General features: G+C 50.9%; 17 protein-coding genes. 14 read left to right on the top strand and 3 right to left on the bottom strand.

Features of this window, described 5'->3' with window-relative positions; genetic code table 11:
* The first annotated feature begins 36 nt into the window (after nucleotides 1–36).
* The 6 genes from NDI52_RS24015 (at nucleotide 37) to NDI52_RS23990 (ending at nucleotide 6728) form a co-directional block, all read left to right on the top strand.
* Nucleotides 37–1203: a hypothetical protein gene (locus tag NDI52_RS24015; protein WP_190772163.1), complete on the top strand. Its 1167-nt coding sequence runs from the start codon at nucleotides 37–39 to the stop codon at nucleotides 1201–1203.
* Between the two features lie 77 nt (nucleotides 1204–1280).
* The gene (locus tag NDI52_RS24010; protein WP_190772164.1) at nucleotides 1281–1397 is read left to right on the top strand and encodes a photosystem II reaction center protein I; all 117 of its coding nucleotides are present in this window, start codon (nucleotides 1281–1283) and stop codon (nucleotides 1395–1397) included.
* A 96-nt stretch (nucleotides 1398–1493) separates the two neighbouring features.
* Nucleotides 1494–4658, top strand: a complete 3165-nt coding sequence (locus tag NDI52_RS24005) for a DUF3769 domain-containing protein (RefSeq protein WP_190772165.1) — start codon at nucleotides 1494–1496, stop codon at nucleotides 4656–4658.
* 21 nt (nucleotides 4659–4679) lie between these two features.
* On the top strand, nucleotides 4680–5363 hold the full coding sequence (locus NDI52_RS24000; RefSeq protein ID WP_190772166.1) for a hypothetical protein: 684 nt from the start codon (nucleotides 4680–4682) through the stop codon (nucleotides 5361–5363).
* A 169-nt stretch (nucleotides 5364–5532) separates the two neighbouring features.
* On the top strand, nucleotides 5533–6306 hold the full coding sequence (locus NDI52_RS23995) for a hypothetical protein (RefSeq protein WP_190772167.1): 774 nt from the start codon (nucleotides 5533–5535) through the stop codon (nucleotides 6304–6306).
* Nucleotides 6307–6449: 143 nt separating this feature from the next.
* Nucleotides 6450–6728, top strand: a complete 279-nt coding sequence (locus tag NDI52_RS23990; protein WP_190772168.1) for a DUF2087 domain-containing protein — start codon at nucleotides 6450–6452, stop codon at nucleotides 6726–6728.
* Between the two features lie 40 nt (nucleotides 6729–6768).
* Here the strand turns inward: NDI52_RS23990 and NDI52_RS23985 are convergent, their stop codons facing one another.
* Entirely contained in the window at nucleotides 6769–7656 is an 888-nt protein-coding gene (locus NDI52_RS23985; RefSeq protein ID WP_190772169.1) for a phosphodiester glycosidase family protein, read from the bottom strand.
* Between the two features lie 275 nt (nucleotides 7657–7931).
* Between NDI52_RS23985 and asnS the strand changes: the two genes are divergently transcribed.
* The 6 genes from asnS to NDI52_RS23955 all read left to right on the top strand — a co-directional run bounded on the left by asnS (nucleotide 7932) and on the right by NDI52_RS23955 (nucleotide 14901).
* Nucleotides 7932–9326, top strand: a complete 1395-nt coding sequence (gene asnS, locus NDI52_RS23980) for an asparagine--tRNA ligase (protein ID WP_190772170.1) — start codon at nucleotides 7932–7934, stop codon at nucleotides 9324–9326.
* Nucleotides 9327–9431: 105 nt separating this feature from the next.
* Nucleotides 9432–11642 (top strand): ATP-binding protein, encoded by a 2211-nt coding sequence (locus NDI52_RS23975; RefSeq protein ID WP_190772171.1) that lies wholly within the window; start codon nucleotides 9432–9434, stop codon nucleotides 11640–11642.
* A 1147-nt stretch (nucleotides 11643–12789) separates the two neighbouring features.
* Nucleotides 12790–13167 (top strand): hypothetical protein, encoded by a 378-nt coding sequence (locus tag NDI52_RS23970; RefSeq protein ID WP_190772172.1) that lies wholly within the window; start codon nucleotides 12790–12792, stop codon nucleotides 13165–13167.
* Between the two features lie 427 nt (nucleotides 13168–13594).
* Entirely contained in the window at nucleotides 13595–13792 is a 198-nt protein-coding gene (locus tag NDI52_RS23965; protein ID WP_190772173.1) for a hypothetical protein, read from the top strand.
* A 239-nt stretch (nucleotides 13793–14031) separates the two neighbouring features.
* Entirely contained in the window at nucleotides 14032–14418 is a 387-nt protein-coding gene (locus NDI52_RS23960) for an alr0857 family protein (RefSeq protein ID WP_190772174.1), read from the top strand.
* Between the two features lie 42 nt (nucleotides 14419–14460).
* Nucleotides 14461–14901 carry a DUF202 domain-containing protein gene (locus NDI52_RS23955; RefSeq protein WP_190772175.1) on the top strand — a complete coding sequence of 147 codons (441 nt, stop codon included), beginning with the start codon at nucleotides 14461–14463 and terminating at the stop codon, nucleotides 14899–14901.
* Between the two features lie 222 nt (nucleotides 14902–15123).
* On the opposite strand, the gene NDI52_RS23950 is transcribed toward NDI52_RS23955, so the two are convergent.
* Nucleotides 15124–15522, bottom strand: a complete 399-nt coding sequence (locus NDI52_RS23950; protein ID WP_190774635.1) for a DUF202 domain-containing protein — start codon at nucleotides 15520–15522, stop codon at nucleotides 15124–15126.
* Nucleotides 15523–15799: 277 nt separating this feature from the next.
* On the opposite strand from NDI52_RS23950, the gene NDI52_RS23945 reads away from it, so the two are divergent.
* A complete protein-coding gene (locus NDI52_RS23945) occupies nucleotides 15800–16192 on the top strand; it encodes a DUF202 domain-containing protein (RefSeq protein WP_190774636.1) in 393 nt (130 codons plus the stop codon).
* 147 nt (nucleotides 16193–16339) lie between these two features.
* Nucleotides 16340–17767, top strand: a complete 1428-nt coding sequence (locus NDI52_RS23940) for an MFS transporter (RefSeq protein WP_348256528.1) — start codon at nucleotides 16340–16342, stop codon at nucleotides 17765–17767.
* Between the two features lie 72 nt (nucleotides 17768–17839).
* On the opposite strand, the gene NDI52_RS23935 is transcribed toward NDI52_RS23940, so the two are convergent.
* Nucleotides 17840–19342 (bottom strand): protein kinase, encoded by a 1503-nt coding sequence (locus NDI52_RS23935; protein WP_199307685.1) that lies wholly within the window; start codon nucleotides 19340–19342, stop codon nucleotides 17840–17842.
* Nucleotides 19343–19444: the final 102 nt, after the last annotated feature.

The raw sequence follows: 19444 nt of genomic DNA, 5'->3' as shown, positions 1-19444 counted from the left end.
TGTCTAGAGGCGAGGTCACCGCTCAGATTGCTTCCTATGCCCTCTTCTGGTCGTTTCCAAAGCCGTGTGCTGAGCGAGATTTCTCGCCAGAGTCTCAAGTTGCGCGATCGCCTCGAACGTTTGGTGCGTCATACTCGCATGGCTGCTACCTGGACTGCGCAGGTGTTGCTGTATCCCATTTATGTTGGCTTCCAATCCCTGCGCATGGCCTCTCGTCAGCTGAGCCAGGCGAGCCATAGTCCCCGCTCCCCGCTCAAGGCTTTGGTGGCAGCTTTTCGCCGTGTCACTGGGCAACCGACCTCTCCTCCGGCAAAACCCCTATCTGCTTCAACCCCCATTTTTAGAGCCCTGGCGGCCGTGGAAGAACTGGGCTTACCCCTGGCTTTGCCGCTTGCAGATGAGGTTTTAGGGCAACTTCCATCCAGGCAATCCCGAGCCCTCCCTGGCACTTTAGCTATGGCGAAAGGCCAGGGATCGTCTGCTGTGGCAGCCCCTACTGTCACAGTCCGTGCCCTTGCCTCTAGTCTGGAAACCCGTTCCCTGGTGTTGATTTCTCCGGAGAACGAAGTTCTGGATGTGTTGACTCCAGACCAGCATGATTTCTTGCGACGGCGCATTGCTGATGCCCTGGCAGATTATTGGCGCGATCGCCGCGAACTAACCCTGGCAGAAGCTCGAGTGCTCCCCCTTCCTCCGCCCTTGATATCGGACAACTTGCTGGCCCCGGTGAAGTGGTTTTATCAACTGATGACCTGGGAACAGCGGAGTGCTGTGGCGATCGCCGTTGATCTCTTTCAGGAAGCAACCTTAGCCTTTTATTTCTCCACCCTTGAGAAAGCAGAACTCGCCGCTTTACCCCATGAGCCTGTCCAGAATTCCCAAGCGCTAATATATTCGCCGTCCCGGTGGCCTGTGGTTGCTGCTGGCCCCGGTGCCTTGCTGAGCCAGGAGCCAGAACCATCGGAAACGGCATTGGTGTCGGCTACAGGGCAGGGAACGGTTATACCCCATAGCCGAGAAAGTACAACGGTTTCAACTCAAATCAACAATGCCCTGCAACCCTACATTGAGACGCAGGCTCAATTAGTCGCCTATGAGCAGCACCCTCTAGAGCGCCTGCTGCAATGGTTAGATCGGGGTATGTTGTGGCTGGAGAATCAGGTGACTCGATTGCAGCACTGGTGGAAACAATTTCAGCGCTAAAGCGTCCTAAAGCATGTCCTGCAAAATCAGGCCCATCTTCCTATAAGATAAGGGAGCCTGTTTTTTGAGAAGATCCCATGCTGACGCTCAAAGTCGTTGTTTATATCGTTGTTTCTTTCTTTATTGCGCTGTTTGTATTCGGTTTTCTGTCAAATGATCCGGCTCGCAACCCAAATCGTCAGGATCTGGAATAATTCCAGAGAGCTTGCGATCGCAGACCCCTAACCATGGTTCTGCGAAACTTCCAGGCCCTATCTTTAGGGCTATTTTGTTGTCTGTGTGTGTGAGGTATGCCCCATTCGGTTCCGCCGCCAGCGCCACCCCCTATTGTTCATGTCCTGTCCCCGGAGACGGCCAACAAAGCCTTTACGGCGGCCCATCAGCCTGCAGCACCAGACACTCCTATACAGGATCCTCTGGTGGTGGAGCGGGTGCATGTCCCTGAACCTTCAGCCCCAGCCAGTGCAGTATCCTCTGCTCCTGCTGAGACACCGGCTGCACCCCGTCCCCGCTACGATCGACCTGATACACCCCGTACGGTTGCGATCGCCCCTGAGATCGCCGCGCTAGACAAATCAACGAACACGCCGTCTGCTCGCGCTCGCTACCGCCGCCCTGAGGCTGTGGATGCGGCGATCGCGCCTGAAGTGGCCGCGCCTGAAGCCAGCACCTCCGGTGATAGGCTTCGGTCTCACCATGGCCAGGAGGCGGCAAATGCTTCGGTGGTCGCCCCAGCAGCACCTGTCATTCCAGAGGCACCTTCTGAGCCAGACGCCACCGTCCTGAACGAACCACCACCGCGCCGTCGCGATAACCGGGCTGAAGCAGTGCCTGCGCTGGCCACCTCTACAGAAAACCCGGTAGACATCGCATCAAGCCAATCGCAATCCGTTCCCCGGCAGTTTGGGAGCGGGCCCATCCCGTCCCTTTATTCTGAGGCAGGCGCTCCGGCCCCTGGGGAGCCGGTGCCGGCAGAGGAAGCTTCGCCACGTCAACGTCCTGTTTTTCGGCGGCGCGAAAGCTATCCCATTCCGCCCTTGTATTCAGAGCAGGCGAACCTGGCGGGCGATCGCAGTCGAGCCTCTGAGTTGGGTGGGCCCATTGGAATTAGCCTGGATGATCTTTTTCCAGTAGCGCCACCTCCCGAGATCTCTGTTGGGGTTACCCCCATTGCCGCCCCCCGCCAAGAGTCGCTGGGGGAGGAACAGGTGGTGAGCCTGGCTGGAAGCACAGTGTTATTACCGATGCTGCAGGAATTGCAGCAACTTTCGGGTGCTACGATTGTGGCCCAGAGCCGACAGGATGTATCCCAGCGACAAATCCTCACCATTCCAGAGGAGGATGAACCCGGTTCAGCAGAAACGGGGATTCCCGAAGATTTGCAGGTGCCCGATGACGAAACCTCCGACACGGAGACGCAGGAACCGAGTCCAGATGATAGCGAAACGGTCTCCCCTGACGGAGTAGATGACTCTCCCGAGGGAAATGCTTCAGAGGAAAATACTGCCCCTGATACCGATAATGCAGAGAATGAGGATAGCGATCCTACGGCCGCTTCACCCACGGGCGAGGCGACAGACGAAGTAACAGTCGCCCTCCCTCCCGATGTTCTAGAGATAGATTCCGACTACCTGGACTATGACACCCTGCGAGAGGTGTTTTACGCCGAGGGTAATGTGGAGATGCGCTTCCGGCAGGCAGTGCTGACGGCCGATCGCATGCGCATTAATATGAGCAATCGGCAAGCGGTAGCGGAAGGCAATGTCGTCTTTACCCGAGGGGATCAGATCCTGCTGGGCAATCGCCTGGACTACAACATCGTTCAGGGTGCAGGTAACGTTACCGGGGTACGGGGAGAAGTATACCTGCCGACCTCAGGGCAAGATCTGACAATTCTTCCGAATGACGTCGGCGCTCAGGCTCTGCCGAGTCGTCCGTTGTCGGGTACGATCACCCAGGGGCAACCCGATAATCCGGTTGCTGGGCAGGGTGGGATTCAGATAGGAGTTGGGACGGCAGGTCGAGGCAGCGGGGCTCTGGGGTTGGGCCAGTTTGGTGGAGAAATTCGGCGTTTTCGATTTGAGGCAGACACGGCAGAGTTCTATCCCAATGGCTGGACTGCCACCAATGTACGCCTGACCAACGACCCCTTTTCGCCGCCCGAACTAGAGTTGCGATCGCCCTATGTCACCTACACACGGCTCTCACCTCTACGTGCTGAAATACGGGCTCGTAACCCCCAAGTTGTCTTTGACCAGAATTTTCGGCTACCTCTATTTCAAGACCGCATCATTATTTCCAGCGAACGGCGCAATAATACGCCTCTGGCTCAGATTGGCTATGACGATAACTTAGGCGGATTCTTCCTGGAACGGCCAATCAACCTCATATCTACAAGCCGCGCGAATTTTTCTATTTCGCCGCTGATTTTGGTGCAGCGGGCTGTTGAAGATAATGGCTTCAACATTTTCGACCCTAGCAGCTTGGGGCTGACCACTCGCCTTGATTATGAGTTTGGCCCCCAAACCATCCTCACTTGGCGAGCCGTATTGGAGAGCTTAGCCTTTGACAATCTGGAGGAACAGGTGCGCACTAGTCTGCGCTTGCGTCAGGGCATTGGCAACCACCAACTCAGCTTAGAGTATGCTTACCGCAATCGATTCTTCAATGGTTCTCTTGGTTTCCAGGAGGTCGATAGTAGTCTTGGCTTCGTCCTCACCTCACCAAACTTTGTGCTGGGGGACTCGCGTATCAACCTGAGCTATCAAGCAGGTGCACAATACATTAGAGCTAACACAGACAGAGACGATTTGATAGAAAGTCGCCGACGCATTGCTCCTGTTAGATTGTACCGGGCTCAGGGGAGTGTGGCATTGAGTCGAGGGTTCTCCCTTTGGCAGGGGCGGCCGTTACCCAGCACTCGGGACCAGGGGTTACGCTTTACCTCTGTGCCTGTTGTTCCGTTCCTGCGGTTAGTCGGTAGCGCGCGGGGTGTCTTTAGTGCGTACAGCAGTGATGATACTCAGGCGACTTTGACCGGTAGCCTGAGTCTGCGAGGGCAGTTTGGCCACTTCGCACGAAACACACTGGACTATACGGCATTTAATGTGACCTTCTCAGAAACTCTTGGGGAAGGGGAATCGCCGTTCCGATTCGACCGGGCTGTTGATCGGACCGTGTTGTCTCTTGGATTTTTGCAACAAATCTATGGCCCTTTCCGTTTTGGAGTTCAAGCTTCCTTTAACCTGGATCGGAGCGATCCTATCGACACCGTTTATACTTTGGAGTACAGCCGTCGAACTTATTCCATAACGCTCCGTTATAGCCCGATACGAGAATCGGGTTCCCTCAGTCTACAAATCAATGAATTTGATTGGAATAACCTACGGGATCCCTTCTCAGGGCCGACGGGGGCTGTTACGGTAGAGTCGGGTGTTCCGCTCTCGAACGATTAATCTGCATGGGCCATCGCAATTATGATGGAAGCATCCCAGGATCCAACGGCGATTGCGGCAGCCGATTTACTTGATCGGTATGGTTTTGATGTGGGCGCTTTTAGTGCCCAACAACTGGTCGGTTATTGGCTGCGCAGCTATCCGGCTATCTGGGTACGGGCAGCAGTGGTAGAAGCTCTGTATCAGGGCCGCTATAAGTCTGTTTCGGTGGGGCAGATCTTAGCCATTTGGAAGCGGCGCGGCCAGCCTATTTATCACTTCAACTTCGAATTTGAGCGGATGATCTGTGGGAATATTTCCCGTATTTCTACCCAAGAATTGCTATCTGATTTCTCTGCAGCTGATACAACTGGCACTCCTGCTGAATCGGGAGTTTCCGAAGAACCATCGGTTGTTAGCGAAATTGTAGCTAATGAATCTCAGCACTCTGAGCTACCAGAACCTATCGAACTACCCTTATCTGAGGGGGTCTCTCCACAGCGGGAGTTGGAGGCAATTTCTCTGGGAGCGTTAGAGCAGAATGCTGACAGCTCTATCCCAGCGACAGACGACTCGTCCTCTGGCCTGGAACTCTTAACCCGTGAAAATTCATGGGGGAAGAACCAGGAAGGGGTTCAACATCCGATTCACCAATTTGTGCCCGATCCCGAAATTTCGATGTTTTACGAAAAGTTACGGGCCGTTGCTCAGGATCAACAGAACTAATTCTCCTGAGTTCGCGTTCAGGACTTTTTCAAGGGGTGCGCAGACCGCACACTAAATGAGCACTCAGGATGCTTTAACCGAATTGAGGTTGATTCGGTTAAAGCATCCTGAGTGCAATGGGTATTCTGAAGACAGCCATTCCCCTTCGCCGATTCGGAGCCTTTTCCCTATGACGGTGCATGAGTGCCCAAAGTGCTCCCGGCCAATCGGAGCGCCTCTGTCGAGCGGGCGACAGGTATGTGCGGGATGTGGTTGGGCCAGCCACTCCAAGGTATCGGAAACTCAGAAGCGGGCAGCCGGGACGTCTATTTACCCCAATACCCCCCGGAATCTACTATTCTATGGCGTTGGCGTGTTGGTGGCCTTGCTGGCCGCGCTTTATTCATCAGATGGTTACCGGCTGACGTGTGAGAGGTCGCTCTCTACTCAAGGAGGGGTATGCCGGATAACTCAGTACAACTATTTAGGGAAGACCCAAATGGTACGTGGTTTTCCGTCCTCGTCCCTGGTGTCGGCCCAGCTCCATGAAGAACGACGGGTTCGCCGTCGAAGGCGTCGAAGCGATTCCTCTTACACGCTCTACCACCTGATTTTGACAACCAAGGGTGGGGAGATCACAACTCCCCTCAGTTCCCGTAATCGCCACGAGATTGAAACCGATGTTCAACAGGTGCAACGGTTTACAAGTGATCCCATTCAAACCCTTTTAAAGGTAGATGATCGCGGTACGCCCATGACCACTGCTGCAATTTTTATAGGGGGGGGCAGTTCTTCTGGTCCACTACGTCCTATTACAGGTTCAAAAAGGGAGCTTTCCATTTCTCAATCAAAGCAACTCCAATTAAACCCTCGCCATCTTTCTCAAGCCCTTGGTTTTGGGTGCGGGACGTGCATGCAAAATCAATGGCTTGAGAAAAATGGCGAGCATGTTCAAATAAAATAACCTGTAGTTCTTTTTGTAATTACAGGTCGTTAAATGCATAATCCTAAAAACCTGTTTGAAAAGCTTGAGTCTCTACCGAAGAGTATGAAAAACCTCACCTTTTCAAACACTTTTTAATCAGCTTTTTAGAGAGAAATGAATTTATGGATGAGTGGCAGGCGATCGCCCAATTTCTAGATGAATCTGGCTGTGTTACAGCGTGGCCTTCCAGACGCAATCGCAAAGCTCAACGCCTGGTTTTGCAGTATCTCATTTCCAAATTTGACCCGACTCTGTTCTATACCGAAAAAGAAATTAACTACATTCTCAACCGGTATCATCGCTTTCAAGATCCGGCTCTACTCCGACGAGAAATGTTTGAAGCAGGCCTATTAAATCGCAAATTGAACGGTTCTGCGTACTGGATTCCATTTGATATGTAATGCGACCTCTGGTTGAAGAATCATCCGCTTTGAAATCGAGTTATGGCAGTGGAGCTGCATCAAATCCTAGATGATTCGCTACAGGTCGTTCTCGCATAGGAATTTTGGTGTGAATGGGAGCATTTAGCACAACCGAACGCTCTCCTTCTGCCATAACCAATGTTGTAGACCCGCCACCATCTAAATTTAACGCTGTATCAACCCCCAATTCCATTAGCAACTCTGCCATTTCGGCGGAGGTTACCCCTTCGCTGTAGCGAGGTTGCTTATCGTCAATCGCCACCAACCACAGCGTTCTTCCTGCAGCATCCAACGCCACAACGGTTCGCGAATGTAATCCCTGGTCGATGTCATACTCGCTCAGTGGCATTGGCTGACCATCCTGAATAAGCAAATGACTGCCTGCAACCCCCTGATGTGTTCCTGTAGGACAGGTGTCGGCTTGGATCTGTGCGAGGTTATCGGCTGCAAAGCACAGAACGGGCCAGGATGGCTCGGCTTTGGAATAGGGGGTACCGTTGGCGATCGCCTCTCCCACCGCATGCACTCGCTGCCCTGACTGGGGATAAAAATTCCACGGGGTTGCCTCTCGAAACTGATAGAAGAAGTTGGCATTTATCGCCAGCTTCAAACGAAATTCCTGCAAAAATTCGCTGGTTGTGCGGGCCGTTACTTCCGTCCGATCCTCGGCTACATTCCCCGGCGTGACCTGCACGCGGATGCCTGGCTCCATCAGATCAATCTCAACAATGTGAACCATAAGCGGACGAGGGAGCGATCGCACTTCTCTGCGATAGGTTATTCCCCGAAATAATGGCCGCTCCACATTCTCCCGCTCGGGTCGTTGCCCGTGCTTCCAGGCAAACCCCATCAGCGGTAACACTGCTAGCAAGGCTCCCAACCCTAACCCAATCCAACGGCTCACCATAATCCTCACTTAGCTAGAAAAGGTAGCGGGCCAACGCTAAAGCTGCACTGCCTACTCTATATTGCTACTGTCCGGTTGATTAGGGCATCAGGAGCGATTGAAGGCATTGCCTTCAATCGCTCCTGATGCCCTAATCAACCGGGCCAAGGCTATTAGTCTCACCCCTCCACTACCTGATCCAACCCCTCCTCGATAGGCTAAACCCCTGCTCCCCTGCCCCACCACCCAATCCCTTGCTAAACTCAAATTCAGCACGTATCCCTAATTTCAGTACCATGCCAACGACTCGACGTATCCGCGACATCCTCCAGAACGGGCAGCCCGGCGAAACTCTGGCCATCCAGGGTTGGGTGCGCACGAAACGGGAGCAGAAAGAATTTAGCTTTGTGGAAGTGACTGATGGGTCTTCCATGAACGGATTGCAGGCCGTTGTTGGCCAGGATTTGCCGGGGTACGCCGATACCATCAAGCAGATCAACACCGGAGCTTCTGTTGAGTTGACTGGAACCCTGGTGGAGTCCCCTGCGAAAGGTCAACGGGTCGAGCTTAAGGCAGAATCCATCCAGGTATTAGGGGAAGCCGATCCCGAAACGTATCCCTTGCAGAAGAAACGCCATAGCTTTGAGTTTTTGCGGGATATTGCACATCTGCGATCGCGCACCAATACCCTCGGTGCCGTCTTCCGGGTTCGTAATGCCTGTGCCGCTGCTGTCCACCAGTTCTTTCAGGAGCGTGGTTTTCTGTGGGTACACACGCCCCTCATCACCGCCAGTGACTGTGAAGGCGCCGGGGAACTGTTCACTGTCACCAATTTGAATTTAGAGAAATTGCCTAAAACCAAAGATGGGGCCGTTGATTTCAGTCAGGATTTCTTCGGTAAGCGCGCTTACTTAACCGTGAGTGGTCAGCTGGAAGCAGAAATTATGGCGATGGCTTTTACCAACGTCTACACCTTTGGCCCCACGTTCCGTGCTGAGAATTCCAATACCTCGCGCCACCTGGCTGAGTTCTGGATGATCGAGCCTGAAATGGCCTTCTGCGCACTGGACGGCAATATGGAGTTGGCTGAAGACTTTCTGAAATACGTCTTCCGCTACGTGCTCGAACAATGCCCTGAGGATATGCAGTTCTTCAACGATCGCATCGAAAACACTGTTTTGGAGACGGCTCATAACATTATTAATAACGAGTTTGCTCGTATCACCTATACCGAAGCCGTAGCTCTTCTCGAAAAAGCCGACAAAACCTTTGAGTTCCCCGTGGAATGGGGCGTAGACTTGCAGTCAGAACACGAACGCTATCTGGCGGAGGAGCATTTCAAGAAGCCGCTGATTGTAACCGACTATCCTAAAGACATCAAAGCCTTTTACATGCGGCTCAATGAGGATGGCAAGACGGTGCGCGCGATGGATGTGCTCGCTCCCCGCATTGGTGAAATCATCGGAGGTTCTCAACGGGAGGAGCGCCTGGACGTACTGGAACAGCGCATTGAAGCCCAGGGTATGCCGAAGGAATCCCTCTGGTGGTATCTGGAACTGCGGAAGTACGGTACCGTACCCCATGCAGGCTTTGGCCTCGGCTTCGAACGGCTAATTCAATTCATGACCGGGATGCAGAACATCCGTGACGTCATCCCCTTCCCCCGCACGCCACAGAACGCCGAGTTTTAGATTGGTTCCAGGGGTTAGGAAGCCAATGTCTCGGAAGCTATAGCCTCTGTTGTTCCACCTATTCCACAGGGAACACTAGGAGAAGTGTGTTTTCCTAACGCCCTGATGACTTCTCCTGTTCAGAAGCCGCGAAAAGTACCGCTGAAGCTGGTATTAATCCTACCCTTCATGCTTCAGATTTCTGCGGCTGTTGGGTTGACAGGATGGCTTTCTCTACGGAATGGGCAGAATGCTGTCGATAGTCTGGCGGCACAATTGGAAAACGAAGTGATTGAACGCATCGATCAGCACCTCTCGAGCTATCTAGACGTTCCTCAGCGCTCAACACAAACTCAGGCAGAAGCTGTACGTTTGGGCCTACTAAACCTGGACGACCCGAATCAGTTGGCACGTACCTTCTGGCAACAAATTCAACTCTACCCCTCCATCAGCTACCTCTATTTCGCGAAGGAACGAGATGGGGGTTTTGTGGACGCTGGCCGGCAGCAATCGGGTCGATTGGTCATCGAACAAACCGAAAACTATGTAGCCGGAAACTTTTATACCTACGGTACCGATAACAATGCGAACCGTACCGAGGTCTTGAGTATTAGCCCAGACTATGATCCACGAGTTCGGCCCTGGTACACCATCGTGAAAGGGGCATCGGATTCTGCCTGGAGCGCAGTTTATACTGTCTTCCCCGAGAGTATTTTGGTGATCACGGCGTCTACCCCGGTTTATAACGAAGTCGGGGAATTCCTGGGCGTGTTTGGGGCCGACCTAACTCTGTCCCAACTGAGCCAGTTTATGCAGAACCTACGAGTTGGGCAATTGGGACAGGCTGCCATTCTGGAGCGATCGGGCAAAGTTGTAGCTCTCTCGACTCCAGAGGATCCCTTCAAGTTATGGAAGCCTGGAGCAGAACCAGAACGATTGAATCTCTCAGAGGTTGAGAGCCCAATGTTACGGGCTGCTGCTCAGCATTTAACGCAGTCTTTCGGCAAGCTAGAGGATATTCATTCTGTTGAGCAGATAGATTTTAGAGTCAATGGTGACGCGACCCTCAGTGGTCAGTCGGAGCGTTATTACCTCCAGGTTGCCCCCTACCGAGATGCCCGAGGGTTAGATTGGCTGATTTTGGTGGTAGTGCCGGAGTCTGATTTCATGGCTCAGATCCACGCTAATACGCAACAGACAGTTGTACTGTCGCTGATTGCCCTGATGGTGGCGATCGCTCTGGGTGTCTACACCTCCCGCTGGATTAGCCAGCCCATGGAGGAATTGAGTGAGGCCAGTGAGGCGATCGCCAGCGGGGAATTAGAGTACACCGTCAGACCTCAAAATATTCGAGAAATTGATGCCCTGGCTCAGAACTTTAATTACATGACCCGTACCTTGAAAAAGCTAGTGGTGGAATTAGAGGCGGTCAACATGGAACTGGAGGACCGTGTAGACCAACGCACCGCCGAGCTAACCAAAGCTATGGAGGAACTGAAAAAAACACAGTTGCAATTGGTTCAAAGTGAGAAAATGTCGAGCTTGGGCCAATTAGTGGCAGGCATTGCCCATGAGATCAACAATCCTGTCAACTTTATTCACGGTAATTTGAGTCATGCATCACACTATGCCAAAGGTTTACTAGACTTACTGGCCATCTACGAACAAAGCTATCCCAGTACTACCAGTGATATTCATCAAACACAGCAAGCCATTGATTTAGACTTCGTTCGCGAAGATTTTCCTCGGCTAGTCAACTCTATGCGTCTCGGGGCCATCCGAATTCGTGAAATTGTGGCATCCCTGCGCAACTTTTCCTGCCTGGATGAAATAGACCTACAACAGGCAGATTTGCATACCGTTATTGAAGAAGCTTTCATTATTGTAGAGAACCGTCTGAAAACTTCCCCTCAGGATAAGAGCTCAGTCGTTAAGGTTATACGACAGTATGGAGAAATTAAACCAATTGAGTGCTATCCCAGCCATTTAAACCAGGTATTTCTCAACCTCTTCACAAATGCCTTTGATGCTATTGGCGAACGGCTAGCTTTCACTGCCAACGCGTATCCTCCCTACATACCCGAAATTCGGATTAAAACATGGATGGAAGATCAAAGATGGATACGAATCAGTATTCAAGATAATGGTTCTGGTATTCCAGAAAAGTTCCAGGCTAAATTATTTGATCCCTTCTTCACAACTAAACCTGTGGGCAGGGGAACAGGCTTGGGATTGTTTATGTGTTACCGCATTGTTGTGGATCAATACGGGGGAGAACTAATATTTACCTCTGTTCCTGAAGTGGGAACCGAATTTATTATTAAATTGCCAGCCTAACAAGTCGCCCAACGCGGCTAAGCATAAACTCTAAAATGCTGTGCTACCTACTTTAGGGCAGCACAGCATTTTAGAGTTTACATTTAATTATGACTACCTACTTAAAACTCTTATATGCAATGTCCAAGTGCGTTAAGTACAGCAACGGTGGTGTGGGGCACTTCGTGTCCCACACCACCGTACTTAATTGACGTGCACAGCACTATAAATAAGAAATTAGGACTCAGGAAGTGTGGGCAAAGCTTACGTTCTCAAAGGGCTAACCCACTTTATAAGCAGGCTGCATAGTCTTTTAGCTCTTACGTTTAATTGAGTTCAGCTATTTACTCCTCCAAATCAGAGCTCGGTATTAAAATTTATTTGATTTTGTGCCAAGCCCAACCCCTTCTTTTTACCGCCGTAAAACGACAACAAAAAGAAGGGGTTGGGCTTGTTTTCGAAAAGGTATAACGTAAGAATCTGTAAGTCTATTAAATATAATTACGTCTGTACAGTGCGATACAAAGGTAATCAGAATTACATTCTTTACTTTTCTACATGGTTTGGCTCCGGATCGCTTTGTCAAGTGGCTGTAAGTTTTATTTGTTAGAAGATATAACGTATATAGGCTGATCCTCTCTGGTTCAGACTGAGCGATCGCGATCCCTCAAGTCTGGCATCATTATTTACGGCATACGGGCAAAAACTTAACCCCTCTACGTTGTGTCCCGTGACTAGTATTGCGGAACTAATAGGCTGTTTTCTGAACCCACCCTGATTGCTGAAATAAAATTTTATCTATCACGCTGGATTCAGAAAATTTCATCTTTATGGGCACCAATTCCCTACACATTGGCATTGATTGTGCATCGATTCCGTGCAGCCAGTTCAGCCTTTGTTGAAAGGGTTCCTTGAAGGAATCACGGGTAGTTCACCAAAAATTTATTATTTGTCAAAGGGTTTTACTAATTACTCATGTCAATTGGTCCTAGGAAAGATAGGATGAATAGTAGCTTCATAAGTAGCTGATTTTTGCCTAGTTCCTTTTCGTCTCAATAGCACAACGCTTCGTTGGCCTTTTACGGCAATCTTATTCAATCATTACAAATCTGATTGGAAAGGATTGCTAAATTGACCCAATTGCAACGGCCCTCTCCTCTCTCCCATCATGTTCAACTTCTTCTCCAAACCGTCCAATATCTATAAAGAGTTAACCCGTGCAGCATCTAGTTACATGATGATCACGGTGTCTGAAGGTAAGTCTGTCCCCGACATCTCTGAAACTTACTATGCAGGGAACTATGGCATTGCACTCTGGTCACGCGATGGTGATTCAGGTTTTGTTGTTTTACAGTCTGTTGCAGGGGTATGGGCTACGCTCGGTGCTGAAGCTGGAGTTTGTGATGTAATGCAGCTTTGCAGTCAATTTGCCGTTCCGCAAAAAGAAGCTGAAAGCCTCTGTCAGCAACTGGCTGGAATTCCTGCAAGCCAACGTTTCCCGTTGTCCAACGGCCAATTGGGAGATTTGAGCTTCAACGAGATCTAATCTCAGATTTATAAAAGAAAAGTACGAAGCGGATGATATTCAATGTCGCCCCCTTCCTATTTTTCTCTCAAATCCAATAGTTCTTGGTAGTTCAAGTTGACCTATGTTTGGAGGGGGAGGGTATGAAAGACTTTCCATCTTCAAACATGGGTTCCTACTCAGTAGCTCCACCTAATCAAACGTAAGGCCCAAAAGTCAGTGCCGCCTGTTTTACAGGCGGCACTGACTTTTGGGCCTTACGCGAAAAATTGGCCTTTAAAGCAGATCCTAGATGCTTCCAGAGAGCGATAAGGGCGATCGCCCTATAAAAAAATCTTCTCCCCCCTAGACATTCTTGTATTACACGTGTAGCATTAGTCTGGTTGGTAATTTTTTGCCCAAAAAATCTTCGATGTTATTCAAAGCCCTACTGATACATGTGTGTGCGATGCAAAAGCGACCTCAAGGCGGCTTGAGGGCGATCGCATCCGTTGTCATGGGTGTCTCTCGTGCAAGCAATGCGAAATCCTATGAGTTGTCCGCCTATCTCCATCTAGATAGTTTTGCCTTTGGCGGCAATGTTACTCAGCTTTGGCTGAAGCCTGGATTTGTACAACTTAAGAGCGGGAGGATCGGGAGTACCTGACCTCACCATCGGGTAAGCCTATCGCAACTTTCGCCCCCCGCTCCTGGTAATTCAGAGGCGGGGGTTGTTTTTTAGGAGTGTCACCCATGCAAGCACAGCAGCGAATTTAACCTTCTACAACCTTCGGCTATTTCAAATCGGACTTATAAACGTGATTTTTGGGCGCGCCCCAAACAATGACCCTGGTATTTCGGGTTCGCTAAGCCCCTTTATTTCGAAGCGAGAGAGGCTTCTCCGTCATGCTGAAATTGACGTATATCGAGGATGGATTGTACATGGAGCAGATCGCTGCTCCTCTGGAAATGCTGGTAGCTCAACGGGTAATGTTGGCTTTGCGGGGTGGACAAATCCTCCATGTTGAGCCGGGACGTGCTGCATTTCTGATCGCCCATGATGTTCCCGCTCTAACCCATCTGGTCACAGAACTGCGAGTGGCACAGGTAAGTGATGTTGTCCTGACTCCCGTAGATGACGAGTTCATCGAAATCAGTCTATATGGTCATTGGATTGCCGAAAACGCGCAAGCTCACGAAGGTATGTTCATCTGCGCTTTGCCTGCACGCTTGGAGTACTCTGTCCACAAATTGTGGAAGGTGACTCAGGAGCAGATGATTTCGCTGCAATGATATCTACCTATGTTGGTTGAATACCTATAGAATGTGTGCGGCATGTCGCACACATTCTACAACTTGGCTCAGGCAGCCAATCAATGTATGGAAGTGAATGATTCAACCCCAACTTCTCATTCACCAGATCTTCAGGTTGAGCTAGCAAAGGAACGCAATCGACTGGCCGCTGATCGCACGTTGCTCACTTGGATTCGTGCCACTATATCTTTTATTGGCTTTGGCTTCGGCATCGATCGCATTTCAACCCTACTTCATACTGGCTCCGGTAGCTTCATCCGTCTTTTAACTCCTCAAGCCGTCAGCTTATTTTTTGTGGCTTTGGGCATTCTGACAGTTTGTTTAGCGCTCTTCGATTATCAGGGGGAATTTAATCGGTTTCGGCAACCTGCTTATACGTATACTGCCAGGTTTTCAGTGGGAATGCTTATTGCCGCAATCCTTCTCGTTATTAATATCTTTGTCTTACTGTCAATGAGATAACTCAAACCTAATACTGTTTTTATATGAAGCTGCACAGAATGAGAGTGGCGGCGCGTACATGCCGCCACTCTCATTCTGTGCAGCTTCATATTGATTGGTATAAGAACTCATTAAAAGAGTTTGGTTTTCTATGTCATTCGGGCACGAAAAAGCAGACTTTCTAAACCCTTTTTAAACACTCAATCTACCTTCCAAAAATACTTCACGAACTATGTAGAAACGCTACAGACCGAGAAATATGACCAATACCCCAACAACGCCAAACCCAATAACGGTTGCAGTTGCTATGAGATTGAGCTTGGTGCTTGATATAACACTATTGTCATCTCGCTCAAGAGATTGAACCGAGATGGAATGTTGAATCATGGCGATCGCCAGCATAATAATGCTCACCACCATAAACACCAGGCTAATTTTCTGAGCCAAACGTTCAACGATCAATGGATCTTTGTCTGGCAAGGTATCAAAGACTCTTATATAAATTTGATCAATTGCAATGCCGAAACCAATTAAATGAATGCTACTGGTAATCCATGCTCCAAGGGTTCGTTCCGCCGCTGCCCGGTTGCGCTCCTTCGCCAGCTCATTCACGGTTTCTGAAAGTTGCTCTAGACTACGCATCGTTCGATAAACCCAATTTATTTAACCTGAGTTCGGGTTAAGGGCGTTTTCAAGTGCTGCGCAACGCGCGGCACTTGAAAACGCTCATTTTGGCGTGCGCTTCGCGCACGCCAAAATGAGCACTTCAGCTTATCCCGAACTGAGGTTATTTACTCATATCCTGCACCTTTCTAAAACTAAAACCTAGAAGGATGATTTTTCACCGCTAAGCGGCGAAAAATCATCCTTCTAGGTTTTAGTGCAAGATATGAGTTTACTTACATCTTGCACTAAAACCATGAGTCAGCTACCCCTAGCTACAGAACTGGCGAAAGAACGGAACCGAGCTGCAGAAGAACGTACATTGATGGCTTGGATTCGAACCGCTCTTACCCTCATCAGTTTTGGCTTTGGCCTCGATAGCATCATCTCTATGCTGCATCAAAACCTAGGTGGTGCATTTGCCTCCCTCCACTTCTCTCGCATCCTTGGGCTGGGGTTTGTTGCCTTGGGTACGGTCGCCATGCTCTATGCGGCTTCTGATCACCGTTATCAACTGAGGCGTATCCAACGGAACGACCTGACCTATAGGCCACGTACTTCAGCGGCTTTGCTTGTTGCCTACTGTCTGATTGTTTTTGGAGCGATCGCCTTTTTAGGAATTTTGATTGGCCGTGTGGAAATGCCATAACTCATGCAGAGGGAAGGTTTCAAAAAGTACCCGTTTTCTTAAACTAGTCAAGGCTTGCATATAGCGACTTGCGTGCAGCACAGGTTACCTTCGTGCATGGGTTCCATTTATGCGAGCAGCAGTGGTTTTACAAGGAGTACCTGACCCATGAATCCAGCGGCAACCCCGACCGTTAAGCCGCCATCTCGCTCTTTTTCTCAGCAATTGGATGCTTCTGAAATGACCCGCACTATGTGGTTGCTTTGGGGGCTATCCGCTGGATTAATTGCCTTGGATGGATTCGACTTTTTTATTATTGGCGTAGCGCTGCCGTTTGTGGGACAAGACTTTCACCTCAGCCCGACCCAAACGGGGGCCGTTGCTGTCGCGGCACTGCTGGGTTCTCTGGTCGGTTCTCTCACCCTTGGCCCTATTACCGACAAGGTTGGGCGACAGCGAATGCTGATGGTGGATGTAGCGCTCTTTGTGCTAGCAACAGCCGGAACCGTGTTTGCCTGGAATGCTCTATCTCTGATTGGGTTTCGCTTCCTGGTTGGGGTGGCGATCGGAGCAGATTACCCTATTAGCGTCGCCTATGTCAGCGAAAATGTCCCCTCTCGATTACGGGGGCGGATGGTAATTGGAGCGTTCACCTTTCAAGCGATTGGTGCTCTGCTAGGAGCCCTGACGGGCTGGGGGATCATTTATCTCTTTCAGATGCTTTATCCTGACTCAGTACAGCCCGCCATCCATTACGCATGGCGGTGGATGTTGGGGATCGGATTGGGGTTGGCGATCGCCATCGCCCTACTTCGCTTCCGCTGCCTGCTCGAAAGTCCCAGCTACCACATCCTTCGCGGAGAATACCAGGAAGCCTCCCAAGCGGCTTCTGCGCTCTTGAATACACCCATTAACCTCACCCCCGAGACCGATCCACCTCCCCAAACGTCTCATGTGCCCTACAGTGCGCTTTTTTCTCCCCTTTACCGGCGACAGACCTTGCTGGCTTCGATTCCCTGGTTTCTGCAAGACATTGCGACCTACGGCGTTGGTATCTTTACCCCAACGATTTTGGGAGCACTGGCCTTTGCCCGAGTCGACAGTTTCATGGCTCGAGAAGCAGCTTCGGCAAAAGGCGCAGCTCTGGTCGATATCTGTTTAATTGCGGGTTTTCTTCTGGCTATTCTGCTCGTCGAACGGGTCGGGCGCATTCAGCTCCAAATCATGGGCTTTTTGGGGATGGCGGCGGGGCTCACGATCCTGGCTGCCTCCGATATGCTGGCAGTGGGGCCAAAGGTGGCGATCGCCCTCGTATTCATCGGCTTTTTCGTGTTCAACCTGATGATGAACGCTGGTCCCAACGCCACAACGTTTCTGCTATCTGGAGAGGTCTTTCCAACGGCCATTCGGGCTAGTGGTGCTGGTTTTGCTGCTGCTGTCGCGAAAGCCGGGGCAGTGCTCGGTACCTTTGAGCTACCCATTCTCAAAACAACCCTGGGAATTGCGCCTCTTATGCTACTTCTATCCCTTTGCTGCGTTCTAGCTGCTGCTGCAACCTACCAATTTCGCATTAAAACTCAACCCTCAGTCTCCTAAATCCAACTGGGTTCGAGTTAAGAGTATTGTAGAGGGCTGTGTCTTGCGCAGCACTTGAAAATAACTGCTTCCCTACTCCTTCACCTTTTCTCCTTCCTGTCTTTCCTCCTGACTGCTGCCCTCCTGTTCCTGCTGCGCGGCCTGACCTTCCTCATTCCCGGCTCGTTCTGCTGCGCGGCTTTGGTTGTCTCCTCCCTGCGCTTCTACTGGTTCACGCTCTTCCCCTTCCTGCTGTTCTGTTCCCTGTCCGGTTCCTGCTTCAGCGGGGGGAGCCGCCGGCTCAGCGGAGGGTGGTGCTGGTTCAACGGGAGTTGTGGATGCAGGAGGCGAGGGTTCAACGGACTCAATTGTGGGTTCTAAATCTTCAGGGGATAGATCTTTAGAGAGAGTAGTATTGGACTCGTCCCTTGATGAAGACTCTGGTAATGAAGGCCTAGGCTCATTGATGACTGGCGAAGGCCTTACCGTCGCCGGTGTAGGAGAAGCAGAAGGACTGGTGATGACGGGTGTCGGGGCTGTAGTGGCTGGAGCCGTAGGACTACTGGATGGTTTTTGGGCGCTTAGCAATGCAAACCCCAGCCCAAACGGGACAAGCGCTGCAAGCCCTATAAGCCCAATGTGCCAGGGACGCAAACCGCTTGGCTTCGCTAAAGGAGTCACGGCGACCGGTGCAGGCTCCGTCTCAATAGGGCGGTGGACTGGAGCGACAGCAACCGTCGCTATCTGGCTCATAGGACGATTGGGTGTAACCGTCGCCATCTCATGCGGCACCGTGGCAATATCGGGAAGAAATGCTAACCATTCATCAACGCTAGCAGGACGATGATGGGGCTCTATTTCCATGCCCCGCATGACGGCCGCACTAACACTGGCGCTGATCCCCGGGTTCACGTCCCGAGGAGAAGCGAGTGGGAGGCGATCGCGTAAGGTTGCCGTAACAGGAACCTGAGCGGTCAGCAACGTATAGAGTGTAGCCGATAACCCATAGATGTCGGTTGCAGGCGATCGCTTGGCTTGTGGGAGGTACTGCTCAATTGGCGCATACCCCTCAGAAACAAGGTGGGTATGGGTCTGCGTCAATCCAGGGGTAAACTCCCGGGCAATGCCAAAGTCAATCAAAATAACGTTTTGGGTGCCCTGTTGCAAAATCAGGTTCTGGGGCTTGATGTCCCGATGCAGTAGCCCATTTTGATGGATGACCCGAACCGCAGCACTGACCTGTCTGATGTAGTGAAGCGCGATCGCCTCAGGCAGCGGATGGTTGGGCAAAACAAGCGTATCCAGAGTCTGCCCAGGGATGTAGTCCATCACAATGTAGGGCAATCCGTCTTCTACAAAGAAGTCATTGACCCGAACAATATGAGGATGAGCAAATCTTGCTAACCGCCGCGCCTCATCCTGAAATTGGCGCTCGGAGCTAGCAAATCGTGGGTCTTGCCGTAAGGACTCGTTCAGGGTTTTGACGACAACGGCTTGGCCCAAAGCAGAATTGACAGCTTTGTAGGTAACCCCAAACCCCCCGCGGCCTAACTCCTGCTCGATAATGTATTTACCGTTTTGAAGAGATTTACCCACGACACACACCGACGAAATTGCAGTTAACAACTCTTCCAATCATCAACAATAAGGCTCTGGACAGTTTTTGGGGAGACTTCCCATGAGATGCTTCATAACTTT

Origin of the sequence: Leptolyngbya sp. PL-A3, from assembly GCF_039962325.1 — a bacterium.
Taxonomy (GTDB): Bacteria; Cyanobacteriota; Cyanobacteriia; order Elainellales; family Elainellaceae; genus Vacuolonema.
This window is presented reverse-complemented; position numbering and strand designations above follow the sequence as displayed.

What these genes read in the sequence shown, in the direction of transcription:
- NDI52_RS24015 (WP_190772163.1), top strand. Translation starts at nt 37, where the DNA reads ATGCCCTCTTCTGGTCGTTTCCAAAGCCGTGTGCTGAGCGAGATTTCT.
- NDI52_RS24010 (WP_190772164.1), top strand. Translation starts at nt 1,281, where the DNA reads ATGCTGACGCTCAAAGTCGTTGTTTATATCGTTGTTTCTTTCTTTATT.
- NDI52_RS24005 (WP_190772165.1), top strand. Translation starts at nt 1,494, where the DNA reads ATGCCCCATTCGGTTCCGCCGCCAGCGCCACCCCCTATTGTTCATGTC.
- NDI52_RS24000 (WP_190772166.1), top strand. Translation starts at nt 4,680, where the DNA reads ATGATGGAAGCATCCCAGGATCCAACGGCGATTGCGGCAGCCGATTTA.
- NDI52_RS23995 (WP_190772167.1), top strand. Translation starts at nt 5,533, where the DNA reads ATGACGGTGCATGAGTGCCCAAAGTGCTCCCGGCCAATCGGAGCGCCT.
- NDI52_RS23990 (WP_190772168.1), top strand. Translation starts at nt 6,450, where the DNA reads ATGGATGAGTGGCAGGCGATCGCCCAATTTCTAGATGAATCTGGCTGT.
- NDI52_RS23985 (WP_190772169.1), bottom strand. Translation starts at nt 7,656, where the DNA reads ATGGTGAGCCGTTGGATTGGGTTAGGGTTGGGAGCCTTGCTAGCAGTG.
- asnS (WP_190772170.1), top strand. Translation starts at nt 7,932, where the DNA reads ATGCCAACGACTCGACGTATCCGCGACATCCTCCAGAACGGGCAGCCC.
- NDI52_RS23975 (WP_190772171.1), top strand. Translation starts at nt 9,432, where the DNA reads ATGACTTCTCCTGTTCAGAAGCCGCGAAAAGTACCGCTGAAGCTGGTA.
- NDI52_RS23970 (WP_190772172.1), top strand. Translation starts at nt 12,790, where the DNA reads ATGTTCAACTTCTTCTCCAAACCGTCCAATATCTATAAAGAGTTAACC.
- NDI52_RS23965 (WP_190772173.1), top strand. Translation starts at nt 13,595, where the DNA reads ATGCAAAAGCGACCTCAAGGCGGCTTGAGGGCGATCGCATCCGTTGTC.
- NDI52_RS23960 (WP_190772174.1), top strand. Translation starts at nt 14,032, where the DNA reads ATGCTGAAATTGACGTATATCGAGGATGGATTGTACATGGAGCAGATC.
- NDI52_RS23955 (WP_190772175.1), top strand. Translation starts at nt 14,461, where the DNA reads ATGTCGCACACATTCTACAACTTGGCTCAGGCAGCCAATCAATGTATG.
- NDI52_RS23950 (WP_190774635.1), bottom strand. Translation starts at nt 15,522, where the DNA reads ATGCGTAGTCTAGAGCAACTTTCAGAAACCGTGAATGAGCTGGCGAAG.
- NDI52_RS23945 (WP_190774636.1), top strand. Translation starts at nt 15,800, where the DNA reads ATGAGTCAGCTACCCCTAGCTACAGAACTGGCGAAAGAACGGAACCGA.
- NDI52_RS23940 (WP_348256528.1), top strand. Translation starts at nt 16,340, where the DNA reads ATGAATCCAGCGGCAACCCCGACCGTTAAGCCGCCATCTCGCTCTTTT.